Source organism: Oscillatoria sp. FACHB-1407 (genome assembly GCF_014697545.1).
In the GTDB taxonomy this organism is placed as follows: Bacteria; Cyanobacteriota; Cyanobacteriia; order Elainellales; family Elainellaceae; genus FACHB-1407.
This window is the reverse complement of sequence record NZ_JACJSA010000005.1, coordinates 79,206-101,619: the sequence shown is the minus strand read 5'-3', so window position 1 is coordinate 101,619 and position 22,414 is coordinate 79,206. Positions and strand designations below refer to the sequence as shown.

The window sequence follows — 22,414 nt, the reverse complement described above, 5'->3', positions numbered from 1 at the left end:
TAGCGGCAATTGCAATCGCCAAGCATAAAAGATTCGGCAGGCAGTCAACCTTCTCATGTCACGCTAGAAACTTCCGTATATACTGAAAACTTTAGGGGTTGACTACCACGACTGGTGTAGATGTTATTAGCGTCATGAAAGCCATGACCCTTATCGCAGCCTGATCTACTCTCTTACCCTGGCGTATCTATGAGTTCTGATGCTCCTTCGGTTGACATTCGTGGTCAGCGCACGTTAGCCGCCATTGTCTTTACAGACGGCGTTAACTTTAGTGCCCGCATGTCTACTGCCGAAGAACACACACTCGATTTAATGAACCGCGACATTAGCATCATGCGCCGATTGTGTGTTCAGTTTTCGGGGCAGGTGCTCAAGTCTACTGGAGATGGACTCATGATGTATTTCTCCAGTGCGGTGCAGGCGGTTTCCTGTGCTTTAGAAATTCAAAAAACGATTGCCGATTCTGGGAGCCGTCTGTCTCCGTCAGATGTTCTGATGCATCGGATCGGCATCCATTTAGGAGATGTTTTCTTTCGGCAAGAAGATGCAATGGGCAACGGGGTTAACATTGCGGCTCGTTTGCAAACCTGCGCTAGCCCCGGTGGGATCTGCATTTCGCAAACAGTATTTGATGTGGTGAGCAGTCAACTCTCCCTTAACGCTGAGTACTTAGGCGAGTTAGAACTGAAGAACATTCAGCATCCCATTCCGGCATATAACATTACACCGACTGAGGTCAGAGCGTCCGTAAGCTCTACAGAACAAGTTCGAGAAATATCCTCTGATACCCTAATCGTCAATCGGTATCGGGTTCAACACACCCTGGGAGAAGGAGGATTTGGGCGCACCTATTTGGTAGCGGATACGCAACGGTTTGATGAATTATGCGTACTCAAGGAATTTGTCCCTCGTTGGACGGCTGGTTATACGGCTCACAATGCACGGGAGTTGTTTCAAAAGGAAGCCGGTATCCTCTATCAAATCAATCACCCTCAAATTCCTAAGTTTTTAGCGTGGTTTGAGGAGAAAGGACGCTTGTTCCTGGTGCAGGAATACGTCAACGGCAAAACCTATGCCGAGATCCTGCGAGAACGACAACAGGCAGGGCAGGTGTTTTCACCCGCTGAGATTATTCAGTGGCTCAAGGATTTGTTACCCGTTCTGACCTACATTCATGATCAGGGCATCATTCACCGCGATATTTCCCCTGATAACATCATGTCGCCCGCCGTACGGATGCAGCCCATGTTGATTGACTTTGGGCTGGTAAAACAGACGATGACTAAGTTGCAAGCCATTAGCTCAGGGCGTACAAATCGAGAAAGCCAGGGATCCTTTGCAGGGAAGGTGGGCTATGCCCCTCGTGAGCAGTTGAGTATGGGGCAGTGTTTTCCATGCAGCGATCTGTATGCGTTGGGGGTAACGGCTCTGGTGCTGTTGACAGGTCAGGAACCGGGTAATTTAATGGACCCGCAAACGCTGGAATGGAAGTGGCAAGACTACGTGGAAGTGGGCGATCGCCTCGCAGCTATCCTGTATCGTATGTTGTCGGACAAACCCAAAGACCGTTATCAGTCAGCCCAGGCAGTTTTAGTGGATTTGAATGCGCTTGATCAGGCAAGCCCCCCACCTCAAAGGACTTCACCCTCCAAGGCTTCAACCCCTGCGGTCACCCCTCTAACAGCAACGGCTCAACCATCAACCGCACCTACGGCGCAAAGCAGTTCTCCTGCTGGGGGTGCCACGATCACGCCGGAATTTCGGGCTTCGTGTGAGTATGAGTTAGCCCGATGTATTGGTCCCATGGCACGGCTCGTGGTGAATAACGTCCTGGCGCAGGAACCTCATTTGTCAAAAACTCAACTCATTACGAAGCTGGCTAGCAAGATTCCCTCCCCTCAAATGGCAGAGGAATTTCGGCAGAAAATGTCGAGTTAACCGATGGTGTTCCAACCCTGTTGATAGCCTCTCTAAGCATCCCCTGTAGTCCCTCTTGATAAGCGGTTGTGTACACACGTCAATGGAACACTCGGTTACTACAATGCGTTCGAGAACCAGGCATTGGGGGAGACTCCCCCAAACCCCCATTGGGGGACGCCACTGCCTCCCCACTTGGGCTGAGCTTGGCAAAGCCAAAGCCGCTAGCAGAAGGTGTTTCGGTGAATCCAAAGGCGCGCTTCACATCGGTTCCAGGTACGGGTGCTTCTGGTCGGGTTAAGACCCTTGAAAATAGCTCAAAATCCCCTAAGAATTGGGGGATTTAGGGGGCTATGAAGACTTGTGTGTATACGTTAGCCCTGTTAAGGAGAACGGCGACAGTCGGGGGTCAGTAGCAACCGTTCTGAAACGCTATCGAGCCTTCATCCTTCATTCTTTCTCCCTAACTTAACGTCAGTTCGGTTTAAGAGCCTGGCGAATGAATTCGCGGCTATCAAAGCGAAGTCCGCCGACGCGGACTCCGAAAAAGGCAGGATTTGACGAACCAACGAAAGTCGGTTTTGCTCCGATAGCGGCGGTTTCAACCGCCAAAATCCTTATCCCGAATTCACGTTAACTTACTTCCGGATCTGCCACAACAAAAACTGCTGTGTCGGCTCGATCGCCACGCCTTCAACGCCGTTCTTGACAAACACATAATCTTTGTTTTGCCACAGTGGAATGTAGGTGACATCATCTGCCACCATCGTTTGTAGCTTGTCAAAGATCGCATTCCGGGCTTGTGAGTCTTGCTCTGCCCGTTGTTGCTTCACCAGGTCGTTTGCCTCCTGACTGTAATAAAAGGAACCGTTGCCCTGACTGGCTCCCTTTTCGCAGAGGGTTTGGGCGGAACCCTGGTCGCAAGTCACAAACGGCTGAATGAAGTTGTCAGGGTCGTAAAAGTCGGGATACCAGTTGAGTAGCACGGTTTGATATAGCCCGTTGTCCACGCCTTCAGATAGGGTGGCACGCTCGGCACTGTTGACCGCAACGGTCACTAGACCGGGAAGAGCGTTTTCAATCGATTCCTTAAGCGTGTTGGCGACGATGCTGCGTTGTGTAGAGGCAGACGGATACCAAACCTCAAAGGTGAGCGGATTTGATTCGGAATAACCCGCCTCCGTCAGGAAGGTTCTCGCCTTCTCAAAATCGCCATCACCGTAGGCATCCTTAAATACAGGTTTGTAGATGTCAAAGCTGGTGGGGAACATGCTGTAGAGCGGCTCTGCTTGCCCCTGGAAGACCCGCTCGTTAATCAGGTTGCGATCGATCATAGCGGCGATCGCCTTTCGCACGTTTGCTTCCTTGGTCGGGTCAAGCTTCTGATTCAGCGTCATGTAGTTAACCACTGTGGTTCCCGCTTGAATCACTTCCCATCCGCCAGAGGAGGCTTCCCGTTCCAGACTGGCAATCTGATCCGGGTCAAGCGTTTGATAAGCTACGTCCAATCCCCCTGTACGGAAGGTGTTGTAGAGGTTGGCAGGGCTGGCATAGATTTGAATGTCGATGCCGTCATTGGCGGGTTTTTCGCCCCAATAGTCTTCGTTGACATCCAGGCGAACCGAGTCAGGCGAGAGGGAGGCAAACTTGTAAGGACCTGTACCAATGAAGGATTCGGGTTTGAAGCTACCTTCCCCAATCTCATAAGCCTGGGGTGATACGGGTGTTACGCCCCAAAAGGAGAGGACGGCAGGAAAGGCAGCAAAGGGATATTTGATGCGGATGGTCAGTTCATAGTCGCTGGTGGCTTCTACGGAGTCCACCAGGTCAGCTAACAGGAAGGCAGGATCGCCCCCGTTTTGAATGAAGCGATCGATGGAGAATTTCATCACTTCCGCGTTGAAGTCTGTACCATCATGCAACTTCACCCCTTCTCGCAGGGGAATCGTGTAAGTCAGCCCATCCTCACTCACGGTCGGCATCTCGGTTGCCAGTTGAGGAACGAGTTCGGTGGTTCCCGGTTGGTAGGTGTAGAGGCGATCGCCCATGTTGTAGAGCAAGATGCCCGTAAAGATGGTGTAAGCATCTGCCGGGTCGAGGGTTTCGACCTTTTGCGTCGTGCCGATCGTAATCCGCCCACCCCCAGCATCGGCTGCGGGACTACTGGTATCCGTGGTGGACTGGGGCGCACCGCATCCCACAATCAACGCCACACAGACACTAAACAGAGCAACACTTTGCAGCACGAGCCGCCACCACCGCCGAGAGAAGCCAAACCATGCCATAGGGAAACTGCCCCAAAACTCACCAGTTACACACAGAACTTTATACCCTGATAGCAACCATAACTCAATCAGGTGATTTGGGGCGATCGCACGAACGACTCGCTTGAGCGGTCGCTAGTAACCCCGAATTCAGCAGCAACAGCTTCCTTCAGCCCACGGCACTACAATTGCTTGTATGGTGCGGTTATGGAAACAAATTCAGACGAATCCATATCTGTTCTCTTATTTTTCACTGTGCGATACTACCAACGACGAAATCTCAGTGAGGGTTCATCAGTAGGCACGTTATATCCTTCATTGACGTTAGGAACTTCACCGATTTGTGATTCAACCATAGCCCGATCGTCGTCAGATGCTGCAAAAAACTCGTCAAAATCAAAGTTACTCCGATCGATCCCAGGGTTGGGTAGAAGAACCTGCATAAATCGCATTTTTTGAGTATTAATCGGAATGGCAAAGAAATGGGGAAGAAGAGGCATTCCGTCTAAATTTAGGACGATATGATTCGGCTGATGCCAGTCAATTTTCGTTCCAGAAGATAAAGTATTGAGCCGATTCGTAACCGTCATCCCATCTGCCGTTGGAGTAATGCTGATTTGGGCGATCGCATTTTTGTGTGCTGCGTCATTTAGCTCGCCACCAAATGAGTTCCGATGAACAAAAGGAAGATGCAGATAATCCAGCGAAATGTCGATCGCGTGTGTCCAATGAGCATTCCAAATCGCATGGTGAATTACATAGCGTTCATCCGGCTCTAATAAACTCGACGGCAACTTCAGTTCCGGCACATTTTCAGTTCCTGTAAAAATCCAGAGTATCCCTGCAATCACTCTAACTGGAAAGCTCACGATCGACAGTTTGGAAAGGTGATCTGGGTTGAGTGAGTTGAAGGGAACCTGAACACAAGCCCTATTTGAGGCGAACTGCCAGCCATGATAGGGACATTCAATACAACCGTCGGCTGTCACTTGTCCCTGTGAAAGCGGCGCACCGCGATGAGGACAGCGATCTAGAAACGCTGCAAACTGACCAGACGAACTCCGAAATAGAACGAGTGATTCGCCCGCTAATTCAACTGCAATGGGAACTGCTCCAATTTCAGCGACAGGCAACACAGGAGTCCAAAAGTTAGGAAACATCTCAAACATGACAAAATTGACCCATTACAAATGCTTGGATGTTGCCCAACATAAAACTCTGCTCCTGACAGCATTATGTCAGTGGCTGAAATCCAGATAATTTCATTCTCTCCAGTTGAAATTCTGTATATGTATCAAGATTAATTTCTTGACCTGGAAATTCAAAATCTGAAGCGAAATCAAGATCTTGAATGCGATCAATGCGGAAATCTCTGTAGGTTTTTCTGAACGTACACCATGTTCCAACCGTCCATTTACTGCCCCAGCAGAATAGTCCCAGCGGGAAGATGACTCTCTGAGACAATTGCTCATTCAGGTTCAAGTACTCGATTCTGACGGCTTGTTGCTGTTGAATGGCTCGATAAAGATCGTTCCAATATCTCAAACTTTGGTCGTTCAAAAGATTACCTAATGCTCGAATAGATGCGCGAGTTGGATCAAAGCTGCGTGGTGGCAATACGGCTCCAATTTTGCTGAGAAGCGTTTTTGCTGCTGCCTCCAAATCAGTCCCAGTCGATCGCGACAGCATTTCAACACCCAACATCAGAGCGGCAATCTCGTCATGAGTTAACGTGAGCGGCGGTAACTCAAAATCTTCATCCAGAGCATAACCAACACCGGGTTCACCGTAGATTGGAATACCACTCACCGAGAGGTCATCGACATATCGGTAAATTGTACGCACAGAAACACCAACTCGTTCAGCGAGTTGTTCTGCTGTGATAGGTTGGTGGGATCTAATGAGATTCACCAGTTGAAAAAGACGATCAGCTTTCCTCATGCTGGACATCAATGGATCTGGATCATCAGGGCAGTATAGCCCTTCTCATCACCTGTATCGTGCTCCTACATGCGTAAAACTAAACTTAATCTAAAACATCTACAGACATCTTTTGAACCTCTGCCAAAACTGATAAGTCAAGCCGCATAACGGAGGTGTTGACCGGGCTGCTGCCAATCAACATTGGCTACAGGAACGACGCGATCGGTGGCTCCGCGTCCAACGCGTTGTTATGCCTCATACTTCGGAAATGTAAACGCATCGGAAGCGTCACCCGCCTTTACCACGCGGAGTCCAACGAATCTCACTCCTGCTCCGTGTTCCTCTTCCCAGTTGCAACCAAGCTCGATTCCAAAACGAGGTAGCCCGTCGGTCGTCTGTCCGCCAATATGAACCGCGACTAACCTACAAAGCTTCGCAAGTTCTTCGGGCTCTTCGATCTCAGGAACAACATCATCCGGATTCTCATCCATTAAGCATTCGATCACAAGATCTCGCATTTCCCAGTATTGTTCCACTAGTGCAGGAAACAGAAGTTTACGAATCTCCGCAGCATTTTCGATGACCCAACTTACGGCAGCACGAAAGATCTTCGGATCGAGTGACTTGTTCGATATTGCATGTGTTTCACCGATTGATGGCTCTGGACTTGAAACAGCACCGTAGGGGGCGTTGGTTGTTTGCATCCCGGCGAAAGCCGGTAGAGTAATCGTCGAAACGTGGTGGTACTCGTCGTCAACATATTCTGGAAAGATGGGAGCTTCAATGTTGTCCATAAGATTTTTGAGGCATAACGGTGAAGTGCAGCGGCGGCAGATAACCTTGAACACCCATCGATAACCTCTGTTCCGTCCACACCAACGCAATGTTAGCTGGCTGGCAACAACACTACTCACGCTTGGCATGGATCATCTGCTGGAGGATGCAATCCGGTTTGTATCCAAAACCGTCTTGTTTCTCGAATAGAATCGTTCTCTGGATAACGGGTATCATTCAAATCGAGACGCAGGCAAGTTGCGCGACCAATGGGCGTAGTTCCTTCTATGACAACACCTTGATTTAGCCAAACAAAATGCTCTTCCCACCTCTGTTTGCGAGGATTAAAAATAGGAACAATCTCCTGAGTATCTGGATCAATGCTAGCTACAAAGTTGTATCGCCTTTCATTGCAACGACGACAGGCAAGTGCAAGATTATCAAGTTCATCAGAACCACCCAAAGATTTTGGAATGACATGATCAACGGTAAATCGATTGGCACTTAGCCGCTCCGGTGAATGACAATACTCGCAGACATATCTGGCACGCTCTCGAATCGCTTGCTTGAGTTCATCACTGATTGGCATTTTGAGCAGCAAGCATTGCGTTGATATGGGTAAAAATACGATCTAACTCTCCGATCGCATCGAGTTCAGCAATTTCATCAGGCGTGATCTGATCAGCTTTTTTCTGTTCCAGAAGATTCTCCATTCGCAGTTGAAGAGATTCACTGAATTTGAATAAATTCCAGTTACCAACTTTTTCGAGTCGGATTTCATGGATTAAAGAAGACGGTTTATTAAGAGTTGTAACCATTTAGCCTCCATTACATTAAATTTTGGCGAACCAATCTGTATCGACTTCCACTGACTCAATTACCGTGATCTTGACACCAAGCCCCAACTCTTTCAAGCGTTGAACTAATTGCTCACCATCGATCAGATCAATCGGTGGTGCCCCATCTCGTGTTGCCTCTTTAATCGCATCTCTGGTAAATGTGCCAGTCGTGATAAATAATCCCTTGTCAGTGCGCCCTTGCATGGCTCCACGAAAATCTCGAATTTGACCCGCCGTGACTGAACCTTGATAACGTTTACATTGAAAAAGAACATGAAAGCTTAAGAAGCCGTTAATCCGAGCAATGCCAACCCCATCAATTCCACCGTCACCAGACTTTCCTATAACTTGAACTTGGATAAACCCCGACTCACGCAGTAGACGTTGTGCTAAACGCTCAAACGCAGATGGCTCAAGTGTTAACAACATTTTGTGCAACTGTTGATGCCATGCTAACTCTTCCAGGGTTTCGATAGATTCAACCGTTTCAGTCGTTGGATCTGAAGGAACAGCTTTGCTCTTCTCTGTATCCCGAACAGCTTTGACAATTTCCTTTGCATCTAAGTTGTTAAGATTGAGCGAGGTCGATACTAATGACCATACGCCGCGTGCTGAATTTTGCAAAAGCCCGTATTTCTTCAAATAGGTACGACTCCAGGCAAGACGGTATTCCACTTCACTTTGGGAGGTACTGCCGTGTGGAATTTCAAGCACCTTATCCGGCAAATCAAGAAGTTGTACGACTTTGTCGTAGATCTCCTCAGTTGTCCCAGACCCACCCAGAATTTGCAGAGCCTGAACTGTGGGTATGAACATTGAATCAAATGTTGGGACTGAGGAGGCAGATCGCTTCATGCAAAGGAACCGATTTACAGAAATGCTGCTTTATCAAATATAAATCTCTACTCAAAATATGTAACTGGTTTGCGATCGCTCAACATAGCTATTCCCACCGATAATCTGGATGCACACCCCAACCCAAAAACGAAGTCAGCTAACGACTCGGTTCAGCGGCAGCAGGTATCCTTGAACTTGGGATAAGAACAATTAGATGTCCGCTGCAACCGACTGGTTATACCGCCGCATTGATACGACTCTAGCTCTTGCATCTACAGATTCAAATAGTATTACATCTTGTAAAAGATAATAGTAGTAACACCAAACGCTATGGAAAAAGTAAATTGGTTGATTGAAAGACATGTCTTTGATGCTGACGAGCAATTCCTGGAAGAATTAAAAAAGCAGAAATACCTCTACAAAGAGATTAGATATCTTGACTTTCGACCTGAGGCAGCAAAAAAATATTTTCCAGATCATGAATGTGTGCTTTTTAGAGGAACTCTAAATCTAGGTCGAGATATCTTACGAACTTCTTGGATTCCTGGAGCCTATATGGATGAGAAGAATCTTCGCTGCACGACCTACTATACTTATTTTGGTCAGTATTTGCTGAACAATAAATATTTCATTCTTCCATTAGGTGAGCTAATCAGAAGAAGAGAAGAAATTTTTGAATATTTTCAGTCTAATGGTGAACTTTTTATCAGACCTGACAGCAATATGAAGTCGTTCCGTGCTGGTGTGTTTAACGTTCAAGTTCTAAACACCATGAAAACTCTAGGAAGCGAGCTAAGGCGAGATGAAACAACGTTAGTACTCGTAAGTGGAAAGCGATCGATTACTAAAGAGTGGCGTTTTTTTGTCTACAAGGACGAGATTATCACTGGCTCACTCTACCTGGTTGGAGAAGAAAGAATTGACGAGAGAGTTAAAGGTGGTTATTTAGTAAATTATCTTGCCGAAGTGTTGAAGCAGGTTAATTGGTACCCAGAATTGCTCTACACAGTAGATGTTTGTGAGTCGGAAGGGGAGCTATTCATCCTAGAACTTGGCTCTTTTAGCTGTGCTGGAGAATATGGGTGTGATTTGAGCTTGATTGTAGAGGCCGGTGCAAAGGCAGCTTGGGAGGACTATGAAGCAGTAAATGGTTAATCGTGGCTGCTATGCATCTCAAACAACTTATTGCTATATCTCAACAAGTAACTGTGAAGATGATCTCCCCACGCATATTTAGCGGCATAACAATCTAATTAGATCGATTTTTTCAACCTAATACCCTCCTAGGGAAAATAGTATGAAAAAATCACTCTATTTGGAAAATCGGGGAATTAGATCGATTTTTGCAGCCTAATACCCCTGTAGAACCCAATTAGAATGATTTCCTCACGCCATTTGGAAAATTGGGATATTAGGCGGATTTGAATACTTCCATATTAACCTCTGCTCAGAGAATGCGTTGATTGTGCTCTGCATTTCTTCTGGTTCTATGCGCTTTGCTTGCATACTAATCCACGAATAGTCCAATTAGATCGATTTCCAGGATCAGTGAAGCCCTGCCTTGTCCTGTAAAGTTGCTCGGCTCGGTGCGCGATGTGATTCGGGTGAAACAATTCTCTTAGTACGCTTGTCTACAATCTTCCTTTGGATTATTCTATGAAACACTGGATTTCCAGTAGACAAGCTTAAGGTGAGGATAACGCTGATTAAGAGTGTTACCAGCACTCCTAACCAGCTAACCTAACTCCTGGAATCAGCAGGAGGTTAGGCTGTGTTGATTTTAGGATCAATCGCCTTACTGAAGCAAAACAAGTGGTTAGGAAACCACGCCTTAAGCTTTTCTTCGCTACAGTTTATCTCCTTCAGTGAGGCACAAATACTATGACTACAGAGTTCAACGAACTGCTGCCCGTTCCGCCTGCCGAAAAAGTGCAGATTTGGATTATTGGGACACGAGAGCAAGTCAAACACACGATTAACGAGTTTTATGTGAAGCAGATTGTGACTGATCGAGTTCACTTTATGCCGATTGTTCCTGCCCCGTTTGCTCAAGGCAAGTTTATGACGGTGTTAGAGCGATAGTTCTTTTGGGTGCTCAGATCTGCGACTTCTCGAAGAAGTCGCAGATCTGGAATGCAGTGGTGGTGCGAAGCAGTTCTCCCTTTGGGGTAATCGCGACTCGTTGATCGTTGAAAGCAAGTTAGAAAAGGTTGAACTGGAGTAACGCTGATTCGAGCAAGTATAAGCGTTGTTTAAGCAAAAGCTAGAAAGATATAAGCATTAGCTGCAATCGTTCAAACGAAAGTAACTCTCGTTCAAACAAGTATAAGTTTCATTTAAGCAAAAGCTAGAAAGATATAAACATTAGCTGCAATCGTTTGAATCAGAGTTACTCACGTTCAAACAAGTATAAGTTTCGTTTAAGCAAAAGCTAGAAAGATATAAGCATTAGCTGCAATCGTTCAAACGAAAGTAACTCGCGTTCAAACCGATGTAGGTTTTGTTTAAACCGTTGTAACTGTGGTTTTAACCGGATGACCTGATACCGACTTATCCCAATTAAATTATGAGGCTGCGCTAAATCAACGACCCCCTGTAGTCCTCCGGCGGTTAAAACCGCAGCTACAGGAGCAAAACCGACCTGCGTCGGTTCGTCAAATCCTGCCTTTTTCGGAGTCCGCGTCGGCGGACTTCGCTCTAGTAGCCGCGAATTCATTCGCCAGACTCTTAAACCGAAATGATGTTAACTAACCCTTCGGTTGCTATGCCTTATGCGGTCGGTAGGCGATCGATGCAGCGATTAGACCCAATCACTACCATCACCGATCCCTTTTGCAGGCGCATCACCGGATAGGGGTTAATTTCAAACTTGTCGCCCCGGCTCACGGCTAACAGGTTTAACCCATAGCGACTCCGCAGTTCCAGTTCAGCGATTGTTTTGCCGTCAAACTCAGCAGGAACCACTGCCTCAACGATGCTGTGATCGGGGTCTAGCTCAAACCGCTCTAAAATGTTGGGTTTGGTGAGCGATCGCGCCAGAGAGCAGCCCATCTCATGTTCTGGGAAAATCACATGATCTGCACCGACCTTCCGCAGCAATTTGTCATGGATTTCTGAAGAAGCTTTTGCTACCACATGGGCGACTCCGGCTTCCTTCAGGTTCATCGTGGTAATAACGCTTTCCTCAACGTAATTACCAATCGCCACAATCACCGTATCAAACTCAAATAACCCTGCTTCTTTAAGTGCCGCAGGTTGGGTGGAGTCCAGTTGCACGGCGTGAGACACTAACTGGTCTGTGAGAATCTGGGCAACTCGCCGTTCATCAGAATCAACGCCCAAAACCTCGTATCCCAGATTATGTAATGATGCACAAACGGCTCGACCAAAACGCCCTAGCCCGACAACGGCAAACTGCTTGTTGCCAGTTCGCAGACTTCGAAAAAAGCTCAGCGAGGATAAATTCACCGATCAACTCCAATGATCACTGATTAATAAAAACGATCTTGATCCAATCAACGGTAGTTCTGTAGATGCTGGAGATGCCAGACCTTTAAAGAGCAAATGTAAAGACATCATCCAGAAACTGAAGCGTAAGATGTATCACTCTTTAGGCTATCAAGATTTGTGTCAACTGTGTTAACTTCCTTAACCCACCAGCAAATTCTCCTCTGGAAATCTGACAGCAGTAGGACTTGGATCACCTAAGATTGCCCCCATCAATAGCAACACACCCACCCGTCCGATATACATGGTGGCAACGATTACCAGCTTGGCAAAGGTAGACAGCCCTGCTGTAATGCCTGTAGAAAGACCAACGGTTGCAAATCCAGACATGACTTCAAACAGGATTCGGATGAAATCAATATTTGGATCGCTAAACGTAATCAGGATGGTCATCACGGAGACTGTTACCAGTGACCCGACCGCTACACCCACCGCCTTGAGAATCAGGGATACGGGAACCTGGCGATCGTAGAGGATCACTTCTTCCTTGCCCTGCAAAATGGCTTTGGTACAACTGGTCAAAACACGCAGCGTTGTAGTTTTGATGCCTCCGGCTGTCCCTCCAGGGCTACCCCCGATAAACATCAGGACGATCATGATAAACAGGGAGGGGACGGTCATCGCTCCGATATTGATGGTGTTAAATCCAGCCGTTCTGGGGACGACTGCCTGTGCCCAGGCGGTAATGAGTCTCTGACCAAAATTCATTGGACCGAGGGTTTCAGGGTTGTTCAATTCAGTCAGAAAAATGGCGATCGTGCCGACAACCAGCAGGATGATGGTGGTGCTGACTGCCACTTTGAAGTTGAGAGAGAAGACAATCCGTTCAGTTGAGCGAGTGAGGCGATCGCGCAACAACAGGAACAACTCAAAAATCACTTCGTAGCCAATTCCCCCGAAGATAATCAGCCCTGTAATCACCAGGTTAACCGGGATCGAAAACTGATAGCCCACCAGGTTATCGGAAAACAAGCTAAACCCAGCATTATTCCAGGCACTCACACTATGGAAGATGGAGAGCCACAACCCCTGGCTTAACCCGTGATCGCGAGCAAACGTAGGCAGTAAGAAAAAAGCTCCTGTGAGTTCAAAAATCAGCGTTGTCGCGATAATTGATCGCAGCACCTGGGTACTGCCCTGCATATTGGGTCGGTCTAACGCCTGTTGTAGAGCGATCTTGTCGCGCAGACCAAATCGACGTCCCAAAATCAGCAACAAAAAGGTGGTGGCGGTCATGTACCCCAACCCCCCAATTTGAATCAGGGAAAGGATGAAAAACTGCCCCAAGGGAGAAAAGTGAGTGCCTGTGTCTACCACAATGTGCCCGGTCACACAAACTGCCGAGGTGCTGGTAAACAACGCCACAATTGGATCATTCCATGAGCCATCACTGGTCGAGAAGGGCATCCACAGCAACAGGGTGCCGATCGCAATCACAGCCAAAAAACCCAGGCAAATCGTTCTAGAAACCGTCATGAGAAGAGGGAGTGGGGAATAGGGAATGGGGAGTGGGGAGAGGCGCGATTCATCGCGTCTATCAAGATGAGGTTTCGTTAGCGACAGCGTAGCGAAGCATGAGCATTTGATAGAGAGAACATGGGTGGATGAGCCGAGCAATGATGAATGAGCTATGTAAATTAAAGCCTGTCTGTCACCGTTTTTATCTTTTATCCCTCATCCTTCATTTTTCATCCTTCATCCCTTATCCCTACTCCTTTTGCACAGACGCGATGAATCGCGCCTCTTCCCTTTTATCCTTTATCCTTTATCGTTCATCCTTTCCCCTTCCCCTTTCCCCTTACCTGCCTCGATAAATCGCATCCGCGACACGGCACACATCGCGCATTTCTTTGACATCATGCACTCGGACAATGTCGGCAGAGTTGGCGATCGCCGCACAACAGGCAGCAGCGGTTCCCCAGACTCGCTGTTTGGGATCGGGTTGGTTGAGAATGTGACCGATAAAGCTTTTGCGGGATGCCCCGACGAGGATGGGGCAATCCAGGGTGCGAAATTCTTGCAATCGCCGCAAAATCTCCAAATTCTGATCGTAGGTTTTGGCAAAGCCGATGCCGGGGTCAATGGCGATATGGGCTTTGGCAATGCCGAGGGAAAGCGATCGCTCAATCTGTTGCTGCAAAAAAGCCTTAATCTCACCGATCAGGTCTTCATAATTGGTCAACTGCTGCATGGTTTTGGGAGTGCCCCGCAAGTGCATGAGGATAACGGGCACTCCGAGTTCTGCAACAGTCGGCAACATATCTGGATCATAGGTTCCCCCAGAGATGTCATTGACAATATCGGCTCCTGCGGCGATCGCGGCTCGTGCCACGTCTGACCGGGTGGTATCGACCGAGATGGGCACTGAGAGCGGAGGTAATTCTGATGAGCCTGCTCTCAACGCCTCAATCACGGGAATGACGCGATCGAGTTCTTCTGACAAAGAAATTATGTCTGCCTGGGGGCGAGTCGATTGTCCGCCAATGTCCAGGATGTCGGCTCCCGACTCAACTAAGTACTGTGCCTGGGCGATCGCCGCCGTTAGATCGTTAAACTGTCCGCCATCACTGAAGCTGTCCGGCGTAACATTTAACACTCCCATTACATAGGTTTGTTGCCCCCAGGTGAGCGATCGCCCCCCTTGCAACCTCCACGTTGACTCCATCAATTGCATTAAACGCTGAAGTAGATCGTTAAAATACAGAGAACCTGGGAACTATACCATTAAGCTTTTACGATTGCTAGATTGCGTGCCGATCAGGGTGGAACGACTGTCAATTCAGGTTTCAAGGAAGGAAAGACAAGATTTTCCGGATTGTCCCTCGCTGATTGACTTCATTACATTAGGAATAGAACACCTTCAGCCCGTTGCCTCTGAAGATGCATTTCCCCCTGCTATCGCCCGGAGAGACTCATGCTTAAAATCAATCTACGCAAACATACGCAGGAAGAATGTAGCCTGATTGCGCTGCTATTAATTGTGATCCTGCCGTTTGTTGTAGTGGTTTATCAGTTGATTTCAGAAATTCATCTGCGGATTGATTTTGCCCAGTCCGAACTCTATGGCACCGCCTACCTGCGCCCCCTAGAGCAGTTGTTACTCGATATTCCTGAAAGTCGCCTGCTAGCCCATCGTTACTTAAGTCGTGGAGTCTCTCAAACCGAACTAGAGGAGCAACAAACCAGAGTTGATGCTGATTTAGCCGCTCTCATCGATCTTGACCCTGTGTGGGATGAGCCATCAGACACCGCTAAATTAGTAACCTCTCTGCAACAAAGCTGGCAACACTTGAAACAACAGCTGGCTGAGGCAAAGACCAGCCCAGAAGAAGACATACGAATTCAACAGCTTTACACCAATCTCACGGCAACGTTGCGGGGTTTAATCTCGCAAGTGGGCGATCGCTCTAACCTCATCCTCGATCCCGATTTAGACAGCTATTACCTGATAGATGTAACGCTGTTGCGGCTACCAGAGGCAGAGGACTTGCTGGCACAGCTAAGGCTTCTGGGAGAAGATGTGGTCAACCGCCAAACCCTCACCCCTGAGCGCAGAGCAAACCTCACAGTGTTGATGGGGTTGTTGCAGGCAAATGTCAACACCCTGGCTCACAACATGGCAGTTGCCTATCAACAAGATACTGCCCAAACGCTGCAACCCAGCCTGGAACCCTCCGTCAAAGCCACTGTCACGGCGACAGCCGACTTTATTCGAGTGTTGAATGAGGCGATCGCCCAGTTAAAAACCGTACAGGTTCAGCCAATTGCCTACGACCCGGTGGTATATGAGCAGGTTGCCACCGTTGCCCTTAACACCAGCCATACGCTCTGGCAACAGACCCGTGAGCAGCTTGACCGCTTGCTACAACAGCGAGTTCAGCGATCGTTTCAAAAAATTAGTTGGATAGGGACGTTTGCCCTCATCGTTCTGGGAAGCACCCTCTACCTCTTTATCACCTTTAGTCGCAATCTGTCCGGTCGCAGACGAGCCGCATTACGGCTCAGTGCCCAACATGCGACAACCCGCATTCTGGCAGAGTCTAAAACCCTGAATGAAGCTACTCCTCAAATCCTGCAAGCCATCTGTGAAAGCTTGCAATGGGACGTTGGAGAACTGTGGAGCATTGATTCTGATGCCAATGCATTGCAATTTGTGGAAAGCTGGCATTGCCTCGACATCGATATTACCGAACTGGAGGCAATTAACCGAGAGATCACTTTTACCAGCGGCGTTGGCATGGTGGGTCGAGTCTGGCAACAGGCAAAACCGATGTGGATTGCTGATGTCACCAAAGATCCCACCTTTATTCGGGGCGATCGCACGGCTAAATTTGGGCTACATGCTGCTTGTGGGTTTCCTATCCTCAACAATGAGGAAGTTTTGGGAGTGATGTCGTTCTTGAGTCGCAACACCCAAGCCTCCGATGATGACCTGTTAGCCATGATGGCAACTATTGGCAACCAAATTGGTCAGTTCATCAAAACTCGGCAGGCAGAAGCCGCCCTGCGTCAGACCGAAGAACTCCAGAGCATCGCACTCACCGCTGCCCATATGGGAGCGTGGGAATGGAACATGGTGACCGGCGAAGAGCAATGGTCTAGCGAAACGGAGGGGCTATTTGGCGTAGCTCCTGGCACATTTCGAGGAGACTATGACGACTTCATGAGTTTTGTGCATCCGGACGATCGCCAGGTGATTTTGCAGGCACAACAGCGCACGATCCAGGATGGCATTAGCTACAAGCCTGAATATCGCATCATCTGGAAAGATGGCACCCAGCGTTGGGTCAGCAGTTGGGGCGAGTTGATTCGAGATGAGGCAGGTAATCCGCTGCGATTGAGTGGAGTGGTAATGGATATCACCGATCGCAAACAGGCTGAGCTTGCGCTGGCAGAAAGTGAACGGCGATTGCGGCAACAGAGTCAGGCATTGGCAAACCTGGCACAAAACAAAGCCTTGTCCTCTGGAGACTTAGAGGTTGCGTTTAAGACAATTACCGAAGCCGTTGCTCAATCGCTGGAAGTTGAACGAGTCAGCATCTGGCTATACAACAGCGATCGCACGGCTCTTAGCTGCGTTGATCTGTATGAGCGGACTGCCAACATCCACTCCTTTGGTGAAATTTTGGTCGCTTCAGATTACCCAGTTTATTTTCGAGAATTAGCCGTCAGCCGGGTTATTGCTGCCCATGAGGCTCAAAACGATTACCGGATGCACGAGTTTCTTCACAACTACCTCATTCCCTGTCGGGTGACATCTTGTCTGGATGCACCCATTCGGGTTGCCGGAGAAATCGTCGGGATCGTCTGCCACGAGTACGTGGATGTGCCCCACCGTTGGACGATGACGGAACGCAACTTTGCCGGGTCGATCGCTGACTTTGCTGCACTGGCACTGGAGAGTTGTGAACGCAAACGGACTGAAGAGGCACTCCGCCAAGCCGAAGAAAAATATCGCAGTATCTTTGAAAATTCGGTGACCGGGATCTTTCAGACGACACCCGACGGAGAATTTATCAGTGCTAACCCGGCTCTGGCGTTTATCTATGGTTACAACTCCCCGGATGAACTGATCGCCAACCTGACCAACATCGAGCATCAATTGTATGTTGAGCGCGATCGCCGCCAGGAATTCATCGAGTTAATGGCAGAACAGGGTAGAGTCTCAGACTTTGAGTCACAGATCTATCGCCAGGATGGCAGCATTATCTGGATCTCTGAAAATGCGTTGGCCATTTACGACGATAACGACCAGTTGCTCTACTACGAAGGAACCGTCGAAGACATCACCGAGCGCAAGTACGCCGAAGACGCCCTGGAGCGGCAACTGGCAGCCGTTGAAGCCGCCAACGATGGCATTGCCATCCTGAGAGACGACACCTACATCTATCTCAACACAGCCCACTCTGAGTTGTTTGGCTATAACCATCCGGCGGAACTGATTGGCAAAACCTGGCGCGATCTGTACTGCCCCAATGAGATTGAACGGTTTGAGCAAGAGATCTTCCCCGTTTTGACGACACAAAGAAGATGGCGAGGCGAGGCGATCGGCAAGCGCAAGGATGGCTCTACCTTTGCCCAGGAAGTCTCCCTCACGCTGGTCGAAGGTGGGGAACTGGTCTGCGTCTGTCAGGATATCAGCGAACGCAAGCAGGCGGAAGCAATTTTGCGCGAACGCGAAGAGAGGTTTCGATCGCTGGTCAACAACATTCCCGGTGCAGTTTACCGTTGTACCAACGATGCCAGTTGGACGATGGAGTTTTTGAGTGATGCAATCGAAGAAATTGTGGGATATCCCGCCGCTTATTTCACGCAACATCGCATTCTCAACTTTGCCAGTCTGATTCATGCGGAAGATGTGATCCGCATTGGAGGTGAGATCAATCAGGCACTGGCAGAACGCCGCCCCTATATCGTGGAATATCGCGTCGTTCGTTCGGATGGCATGATCCGCTGGGTGTATGAGAAAGGGCAGGGGGTATTTAACGACGCAGGTAATGTGTTGTGGTTGGATGGGGTGATCTTTGACATTAGCGATCGCAAACGCACTGAAGAAGAACTGCAACAGGCAAAAGAAACCGCAGAAGAGGCAAACCGTGCCAAGAGTCAATTTCTCGCGAACATGAGCCACGAACTGCGAACTCCGCTCAACGCCATCATCGGCTATAGCGAAATGTTGCAAGAAGACGCCGAAGATGCGGGCTATGCCGATATCGCACCTGACCTGGAAAAGATTCAGGGAGCCGGAAAGCATCTGCTTGCTCTGATTAACGACATTCTCGATATCTCCAAGATTGAAGCAGGCAAGATGGATCTCTACCTCGAAACCTTTGAGGTGGCTAATTTAGTGGCGGAAGTGCAAAACACAATTCGTCCATTAGTTGAGAAAAATGCTAACCGCTTGATTGTCAATTGCCCCAAATCCATGGGCAGAATGCACGCTGACCTGACCAAGGTGCGTCAATCCTTGTTTAATCTTTTGAGTAACGCTGCCAAATTTACCGAAAATGGCACGATTACTCTCACCATTGAGCAAACCACCCCAACGGAAGGGCTGACTGACCCGAACACCAGCCTTCTAGACGCTAACAATGCGATCGCCCCGACCGCTTCATCGCAACCCTGGATCACCTTCCGTGTGACTGACACGGGCATTGGCATGACTCTGGAACAGATGCAAAAAGTGTTTCAGGCATTTACTCAGGCAGACGCCTCTACCACCCGCAAGTATGGTGGCACCGGATTGGGGTTAGCCATCAGCCGACGGTTTTGCCAGATGATGGGCGGTGACATCTCAGTTCACAGCACTTTAGGCGAAGGATCAACCTTTACGATTCACCTGCCAATGCAGTTGGTCGATCACACGCCTGATGGACTGCCATCCACAATGCGGATCGACGACAACACCGCAGCGACACCAATCGATGCCTCCCAGGGAACTGTCCTGGTGATTGATGACGACCCCTCTGTGCGTGAGTTGGTTGCCCATTACCTGGCCAAGGAGGGCTTTCACGTTGAAACGGCTAACACAGGCGAAGATGGGTTACAGCTCGCCCGCAACCTCCGCCCGATCGCCATTACGCTGGATGTCTTAATCCCCAATATGAACGGGTGGACAGTGCTGTCTGCGTTAAAAGCCGACCCAGAGTTAGCCGATATTCCAGTCGTCGTGATGACGATTGTCGATGACAAAGACCGGGGGTTTGCCCTCGGCGCATCCGATTATCTGACCAAACCCATCGACTACAAGCGACTCGCCAAACTGCTACAAAACTACCGTCCGGTGGGAGTTGATGATCTGACAACCACAACCGGACAGGTGTTGATTGTTGAGGACGATGGGGCGACACGCGAGATGTTTCAGCGTATCCTGGCGAAAGAAGGGTGGATCGTTTTAGAAGCCGAAAATGGTCAAATCGGGTTACAACAGGTTGCAGCTCATCAGCCCGATCTGATCTTGCTGGATCTGATGATGCCCGAAATGGACGGGTTTGAATTCATTCGTGTATTGCGACAAAGCCCAGAGTGGCGATCGCTTCCTATCATTGTGGTGACCGCGATGGATTTAACGCCAGCCGATCACCTGCATCTCAACGGGTATGTCGAACAGATTTTACAAAAGGGTGCCTACAGTCGCGATGACTTACTGCAAGAAGTTCGTGATCTTGTCTTAACTTGCATTCGCCATCAACACTCAAGGCTGAAGGAGGCATCGCCATGACCGAACACCGAGGAGCCGTACTGGTAGTTGATGATGAACTATCGACTCGCCTGTATGTGTCTCGGCAACTGCAACAACAACAGTACACCGTGAGCATGGCTGAAAGCGGTGAGCAAGCGTTAGATCTGGTTCAGACGCAGTCGTTTGACCTGATTTTGTTAGACATCATCATGCCGGGGATGAACGGATATCGCGTGCTGGAGCAACTCAAATCCAACTCGGCTCTAAAAAACATTCCGGTCATCATGATTTCCTCTGCTGATGACTTAGATGGAGTGGTGCGTTGTATTCAACTCGGCGCAGAAGATTATTTATTTAAACCTCTGAATGCGATTCTCTTGAAGGCGCGAGTGAGTGCCTGTTTAGAGCGAAAATGGTTGCGCGATCAGGAACAAGCCTACTTAAAACAACTGCAAATTGAGAAAGAACTGGCAGAAGCGGCAAACCGGGCTAAGAGTGCTTTTTTAGCCAACATGAGTCATGAATTACGAACTCCTTTGAATGCCATTATTGGTTACAGTGAAATCCTGCAAGAGGATATGCAAGCCGAAGGATATGTTGAATTAATTCCTGACTTGAACAAGATTTGTAGTTCTGGAAAACGACTATTGGAGATGATCAACGACATCCTTGATATCTCCAAGATTGAAGCGGGCAAGATCGAAATACACCCCGAAATATTCGACATTCAGGCATTAATGGATCAACTAGCGACAGGTATGCAATCGCAGATTCAAGCGAATCACAATACGTTACAGATCAGTTGTCCTGAGAATGTGGGTACTATGAATGCGGATCTGGGTAAAGTGCGTCAGATCTTATGGAATCTCTTGAGCAATGCTGCCAAGTTTACTCAAAATGGAGCGATCGCCCTCAGCATTGAACGACACGATTTACCTGCCGATTCAGCACCGACAACCGACCCCTCTGACACAGGCTGGATGATCTTTCGTGTGACTGACACGGGTATTGGGATTTCGCCAGAGCAACAGCACACTATTTTTCAGGCGTTTACTCAAGGGGATAGTTCACCCACTCGCCGTTACGAGGGCACAGGGTTGGGGTTAGCCATCAGCCATCGATTGTGTACTCTGCTAGGCGGTACGATCGCCGTTGAGAGCAACTTAAACCAGGGATCTACCTTTACGGTACGCCTGCCCATTAACGCTGTCCATGAGCGATCGCCCATCGCCCAATCACCCGCCCAATCCCCATCGGTAACCTCTTCAGTCGCTCCTGCGCTACCCAGTAGCAGCGAGACGGAGACAGAAACGCCAGCCCTCGTGCTGGTCATTGACAACGATCGCACTGTCCGGGATGGGTTGGTACAAACCCTCAATCGGCGTGGGTTGCGGGTGGTCACCACCTGGTGTGGCAGAGAAGGGTTGCGACTGGCAAAGGAACTGTTGCCCGATGTGATTTTGTTGGATGCGTTGATGCCCGATCGCGACAGTTGGGCAGTGTTGTCCAGTCTCAAGCGCGATCGCCGCCTGGTTAACATTCCGGTTCTCATGCTGGCATCGTCGGCTGACAGCCCTCCCCCGGCTGAGATCCAGAAGTGCGCTTTTTTCCTGGGGCTGTGCGAATCGCTGAGCACGCCCGATGACTTTCGTCGTCTCAGTCTGCTGTTACAACAGCACAATCTCGGATCACACCCTCAACAGGTGTTATCTGTGCAGGCTGACCCCATGGCGCAAGACATGCTACAACGACTGCTGAGCAAAGCAGGTTGGAGTGTGATCACGGCTAACACCGCTCAAACCGCTCTGGCTCACCTGCAAAATCACGCCCCCGATTTGCTGCTCCTCGATTTAACGCTGCCCACGGGTGAGGCTTTTCAATTGATTCACCAATTGAGCCACCATCCCACCTGGCGATCGCTCCCATTCATTAGCATTCTGCCTACCGACCTCAGTCAGGCAACCCATCCCCACCTCTACTACTGGGCAGAACAACTGCTACACCAGAGCCAACTGAACTTCGCGGATGTGCTTGAGCATCTCTGCACTCTGTTGCCTTCTATCCCCATGAACTCTACGGCTACCAGCCCTACCGCAACAACCCTATCCCCTCCAACGCTGATCAAACGGTGGAGACACCCTGCATCTCCTTCCAGCCTCTAAAACCTAAAA

General features: G+C 49.0%; 17 protein-coding genes. 6 read left to right on the top strand and 11 right to left on the bottom strand.

Features of this window, described 5'->3' with window-relative positions:
- The first annotated feature begins 189 nt into the window (after window positions 1-189).
- Window positions 190-1,938, top strand: a complete 1,749-nt coding sequence (locus H6G89_RS10215; protein ID WP_190505673.1) for a protein kinase domain-containing protein — start codon at window positions 190-192, stop codon at window positions 1,936-1,938.
- A gap of 478 nt (window positions 1,939-2,416) precedes the next feature.
- Window positions 2,417-2,554: a hypothetical protein gene (locus H6G89_RS10210; protein ID WP_190505671.1), complete on the top strand. Its 138-nt coding sequence runs from the start codon at window positions 2,417-2,419 to the stop codon at window positions 2,552-2,554.
- Between the two features lies 1 nt (window position 2,555).
- Here H6G89_RS10210 and H6G89_RS10205 read toward each other — a convergent pair whose 3' ends face one another.
- The 7 genes from H6G89_RS10205 to H6G89_RS10175 all read right to left on the bottom strand — a co-directional run bounded on the left by H6G89_RS10205 (window position 2,556) and on the right by H6G89_RS10175 (window position 8,533).
- Complete coding sequence (locus tag H6G89_RS10205) at window positions 2,556-4,202, bottom strand: ABC transporter substrate-binding protein (RefSeq protein ID WP_190505669.1); 1,647 nt, start codon at window positions 4,200-4,202, stop codon at window positions 2,556-2,558.
- 242 nt (window positions 4,203-4,444) lie between these two features.
- Window positions 4,445-5,350 (bottom strand): aromatic ring-hydroxylating oxygenase subunit alpha, encoded by a 906-nt coding sequence (locus H6G89_RS10200; protein WP_190505667.1) that lies wholly within the window; start codon window positions 5,348-5,350, stop codon window positions 4,445-4,447.
- A gap of 64 nt (window positions 5,351-5,414) precedes the next feature.
- The gene (locus tag H6G89_RS10195; protein ID WP_190505666.1) at window positions 5,415-6,122 is read right to left on the bottom strand and encodes a helix-turn-helix transcriptional regulator; all 708 of its coding nucleotides are present in this window, start codon (window positions 6,120-6,122) and stop codon (window positions 5,415-5,417) included.
- A gap of 230 nt (window positions 6,123-6,352) precedes the next feature.
- Window positions 6,353-6,898 carry a DUF6985 domain-containing protein gene (locus tag H6G89_RS10190; protein ID WP_190505664.1) on the bottom strand — a complete coding sequence of 182 codons (546 nt, stop codon included), beginning with the start codon at window positions 6,896-6,898 and terminating at the stop codon, window positions 6,353-6,355.
- 116 nt (window positions 6,899-7,014) lie between these two features.
- On the bottom strand, window positions 7,015-7,467 hold the full coding sequence (locus H6G89_RS10185; RefSeq protein WP_190505662.1) for an HNH endonuclease: 453 nt from the start codon (window positions 7,465-7,467) through the stop codon (window positions 7,015-7,017).
- The gene (locus tag H6G89_RS10180; RefSeq protein ID WP_012629989.1) at window positions 7,454-7,696 is read right to left on the bottom strand and encodes a hypothetical protein; all 243 of its coding nucleotides are present in this window, start codon (window positions 7,694-7,696) and stop codon (window positions 7,454-7,456) included. The genes H6G89_RS10185 and H6G89_RS10180 overlap by 14 nt, the downstream gene beginning before the upstream one ends.
- 15 nt (window positions 7,697-7,711) lie before the next feature.
- Window positions 7,712-8,533: a restriction endonuclease gene (locus H6G89_RS10175; protein ID WP_242059897.1), complete on the bottom strand. Its 822-nt coding sequence runs from the start codon at window positions 8,531-8,533 to the stop codon at window positions 7,712-7,714.
- Window positions 8,534-8,884: 351 nt separating this feature from the next.
- On the opposite strand from H6G89_RS10175, the gene H6G89_RS10170 reads away from it, so the two are divergent.
- Both H6G89_RS10170 and H6G89_RS10165 read left to right on the top strand, forming a co-directional pair.
- Window positions 8,885-9,709, top strand: a complete 825-nt coding sequence (locus H6G89_RS10170; protein WP_190505658.1) for an ATP-grasp domain-containing protein — start codon at window positions 8,885-8,887, stop codon at window positions 9,707-9,709.
- Window positions 9,710-10,435: 726 nt separating this feature from the next.
- Entirely contained in the window at window positions 10,436-10,636 is a 201-nt protein-coding gene (locus tag H6G89_RS10165; protein ID WP_190505656.1) for a hypothetical protein, read from the top strand.
- A gap of 349 nt (window positions 10,637-10,985) precedes the next feature.
- Here H6G89_RS10165 and H6G89_RS10160 read toward each other — a convergent pair whose 3' ends face one another.
- The 4 genes from H6G89_RS10160 to folP all read right to left on the bottom strand — a co-directional run bounded on the left by H6G89_RS10160 (window position 10,986) and on the right by folP (window position 14,726).
- Window positions 10,986-11,270 (bottom strand): hypothetical protein, encoded by a 285-nt coding sequence (locus tag H6G89_RS10160; protein ID WP_190505654.1) that lies wholly within the window; start codon window positions 11,268-11,270, stop codon window positions 10,986-10,988.
- A 53-nt stretch (window positions 11,271-11,323) separates the two neighbouring features.
- The gene (locus H6G89_RS10155; protein WP_190505652.1) at window positions 11,324-12,022 is read right to left on the bottom strand and encodes a potassium channel family protein; all 699 of its coding nucleotides are present in this window, start codon (window positions 12,020-12,022) and stop codon (window positions 11,324-11,326) included.
- A 180-nt stretch (window positions 12,023-12,202) separates the two neighbouring features.
- Window positions 12,203-13,537 (bottom strand): TrkH family potassium uptake protein, encoded by a 1,335-nt coding sequence (locus H6G89_RS10150; protein ID WP_190505650.1) that lies wholly within the window; start codon window positions 13,535-13,537, stop codon window positions 12,203-12,205.
- 322 nt (window positions 13,538-13,859) lie between these two features.
- Window positions 13,860-14,726, bottom strand: coding sequence for a dihydropteroate synthase (gene folP / locus H6G89_RS10145; protein ID WP_199336645.1), 867 nt, complete (start codon window positions 14,724-14,726; stop codon window positions 13,860-13,862).
- A 249-nt stretch (window positions 14,727-14,975) separates the two neighbouring features.
- On the opposite strand from folP, the gene H6G89_RS10140 reads away from it, so the two are divergent.
- Complete coding sequence (locus H6G89_RS10140; RefSeq protein ID WP_190505646.1) at window positions 14,976-20,282, top strand: PAS domain S-box protein; 5,307 nt, start codon at window positions 14,976-14,978, stop codon at window positions 20,280-20,282.
- Window positions 20,279-22,405, top strand: coding sequence for a response regulator (locus tag H6G89_RS10135; RefSeq protein WP_190505644.1), 2,127 nt, complete (start codon window positions 20,279-20,281; stop codon window positions 22,403-22,405). The genes H6G89_RS10140 and H6G89_RS10135 overlap by 4 nt, the downstream gene beginning before the upstream one ends.
- The last annotated feature ends 9 nt before the right edge of the window (window positions 22,406-22,414 follow it).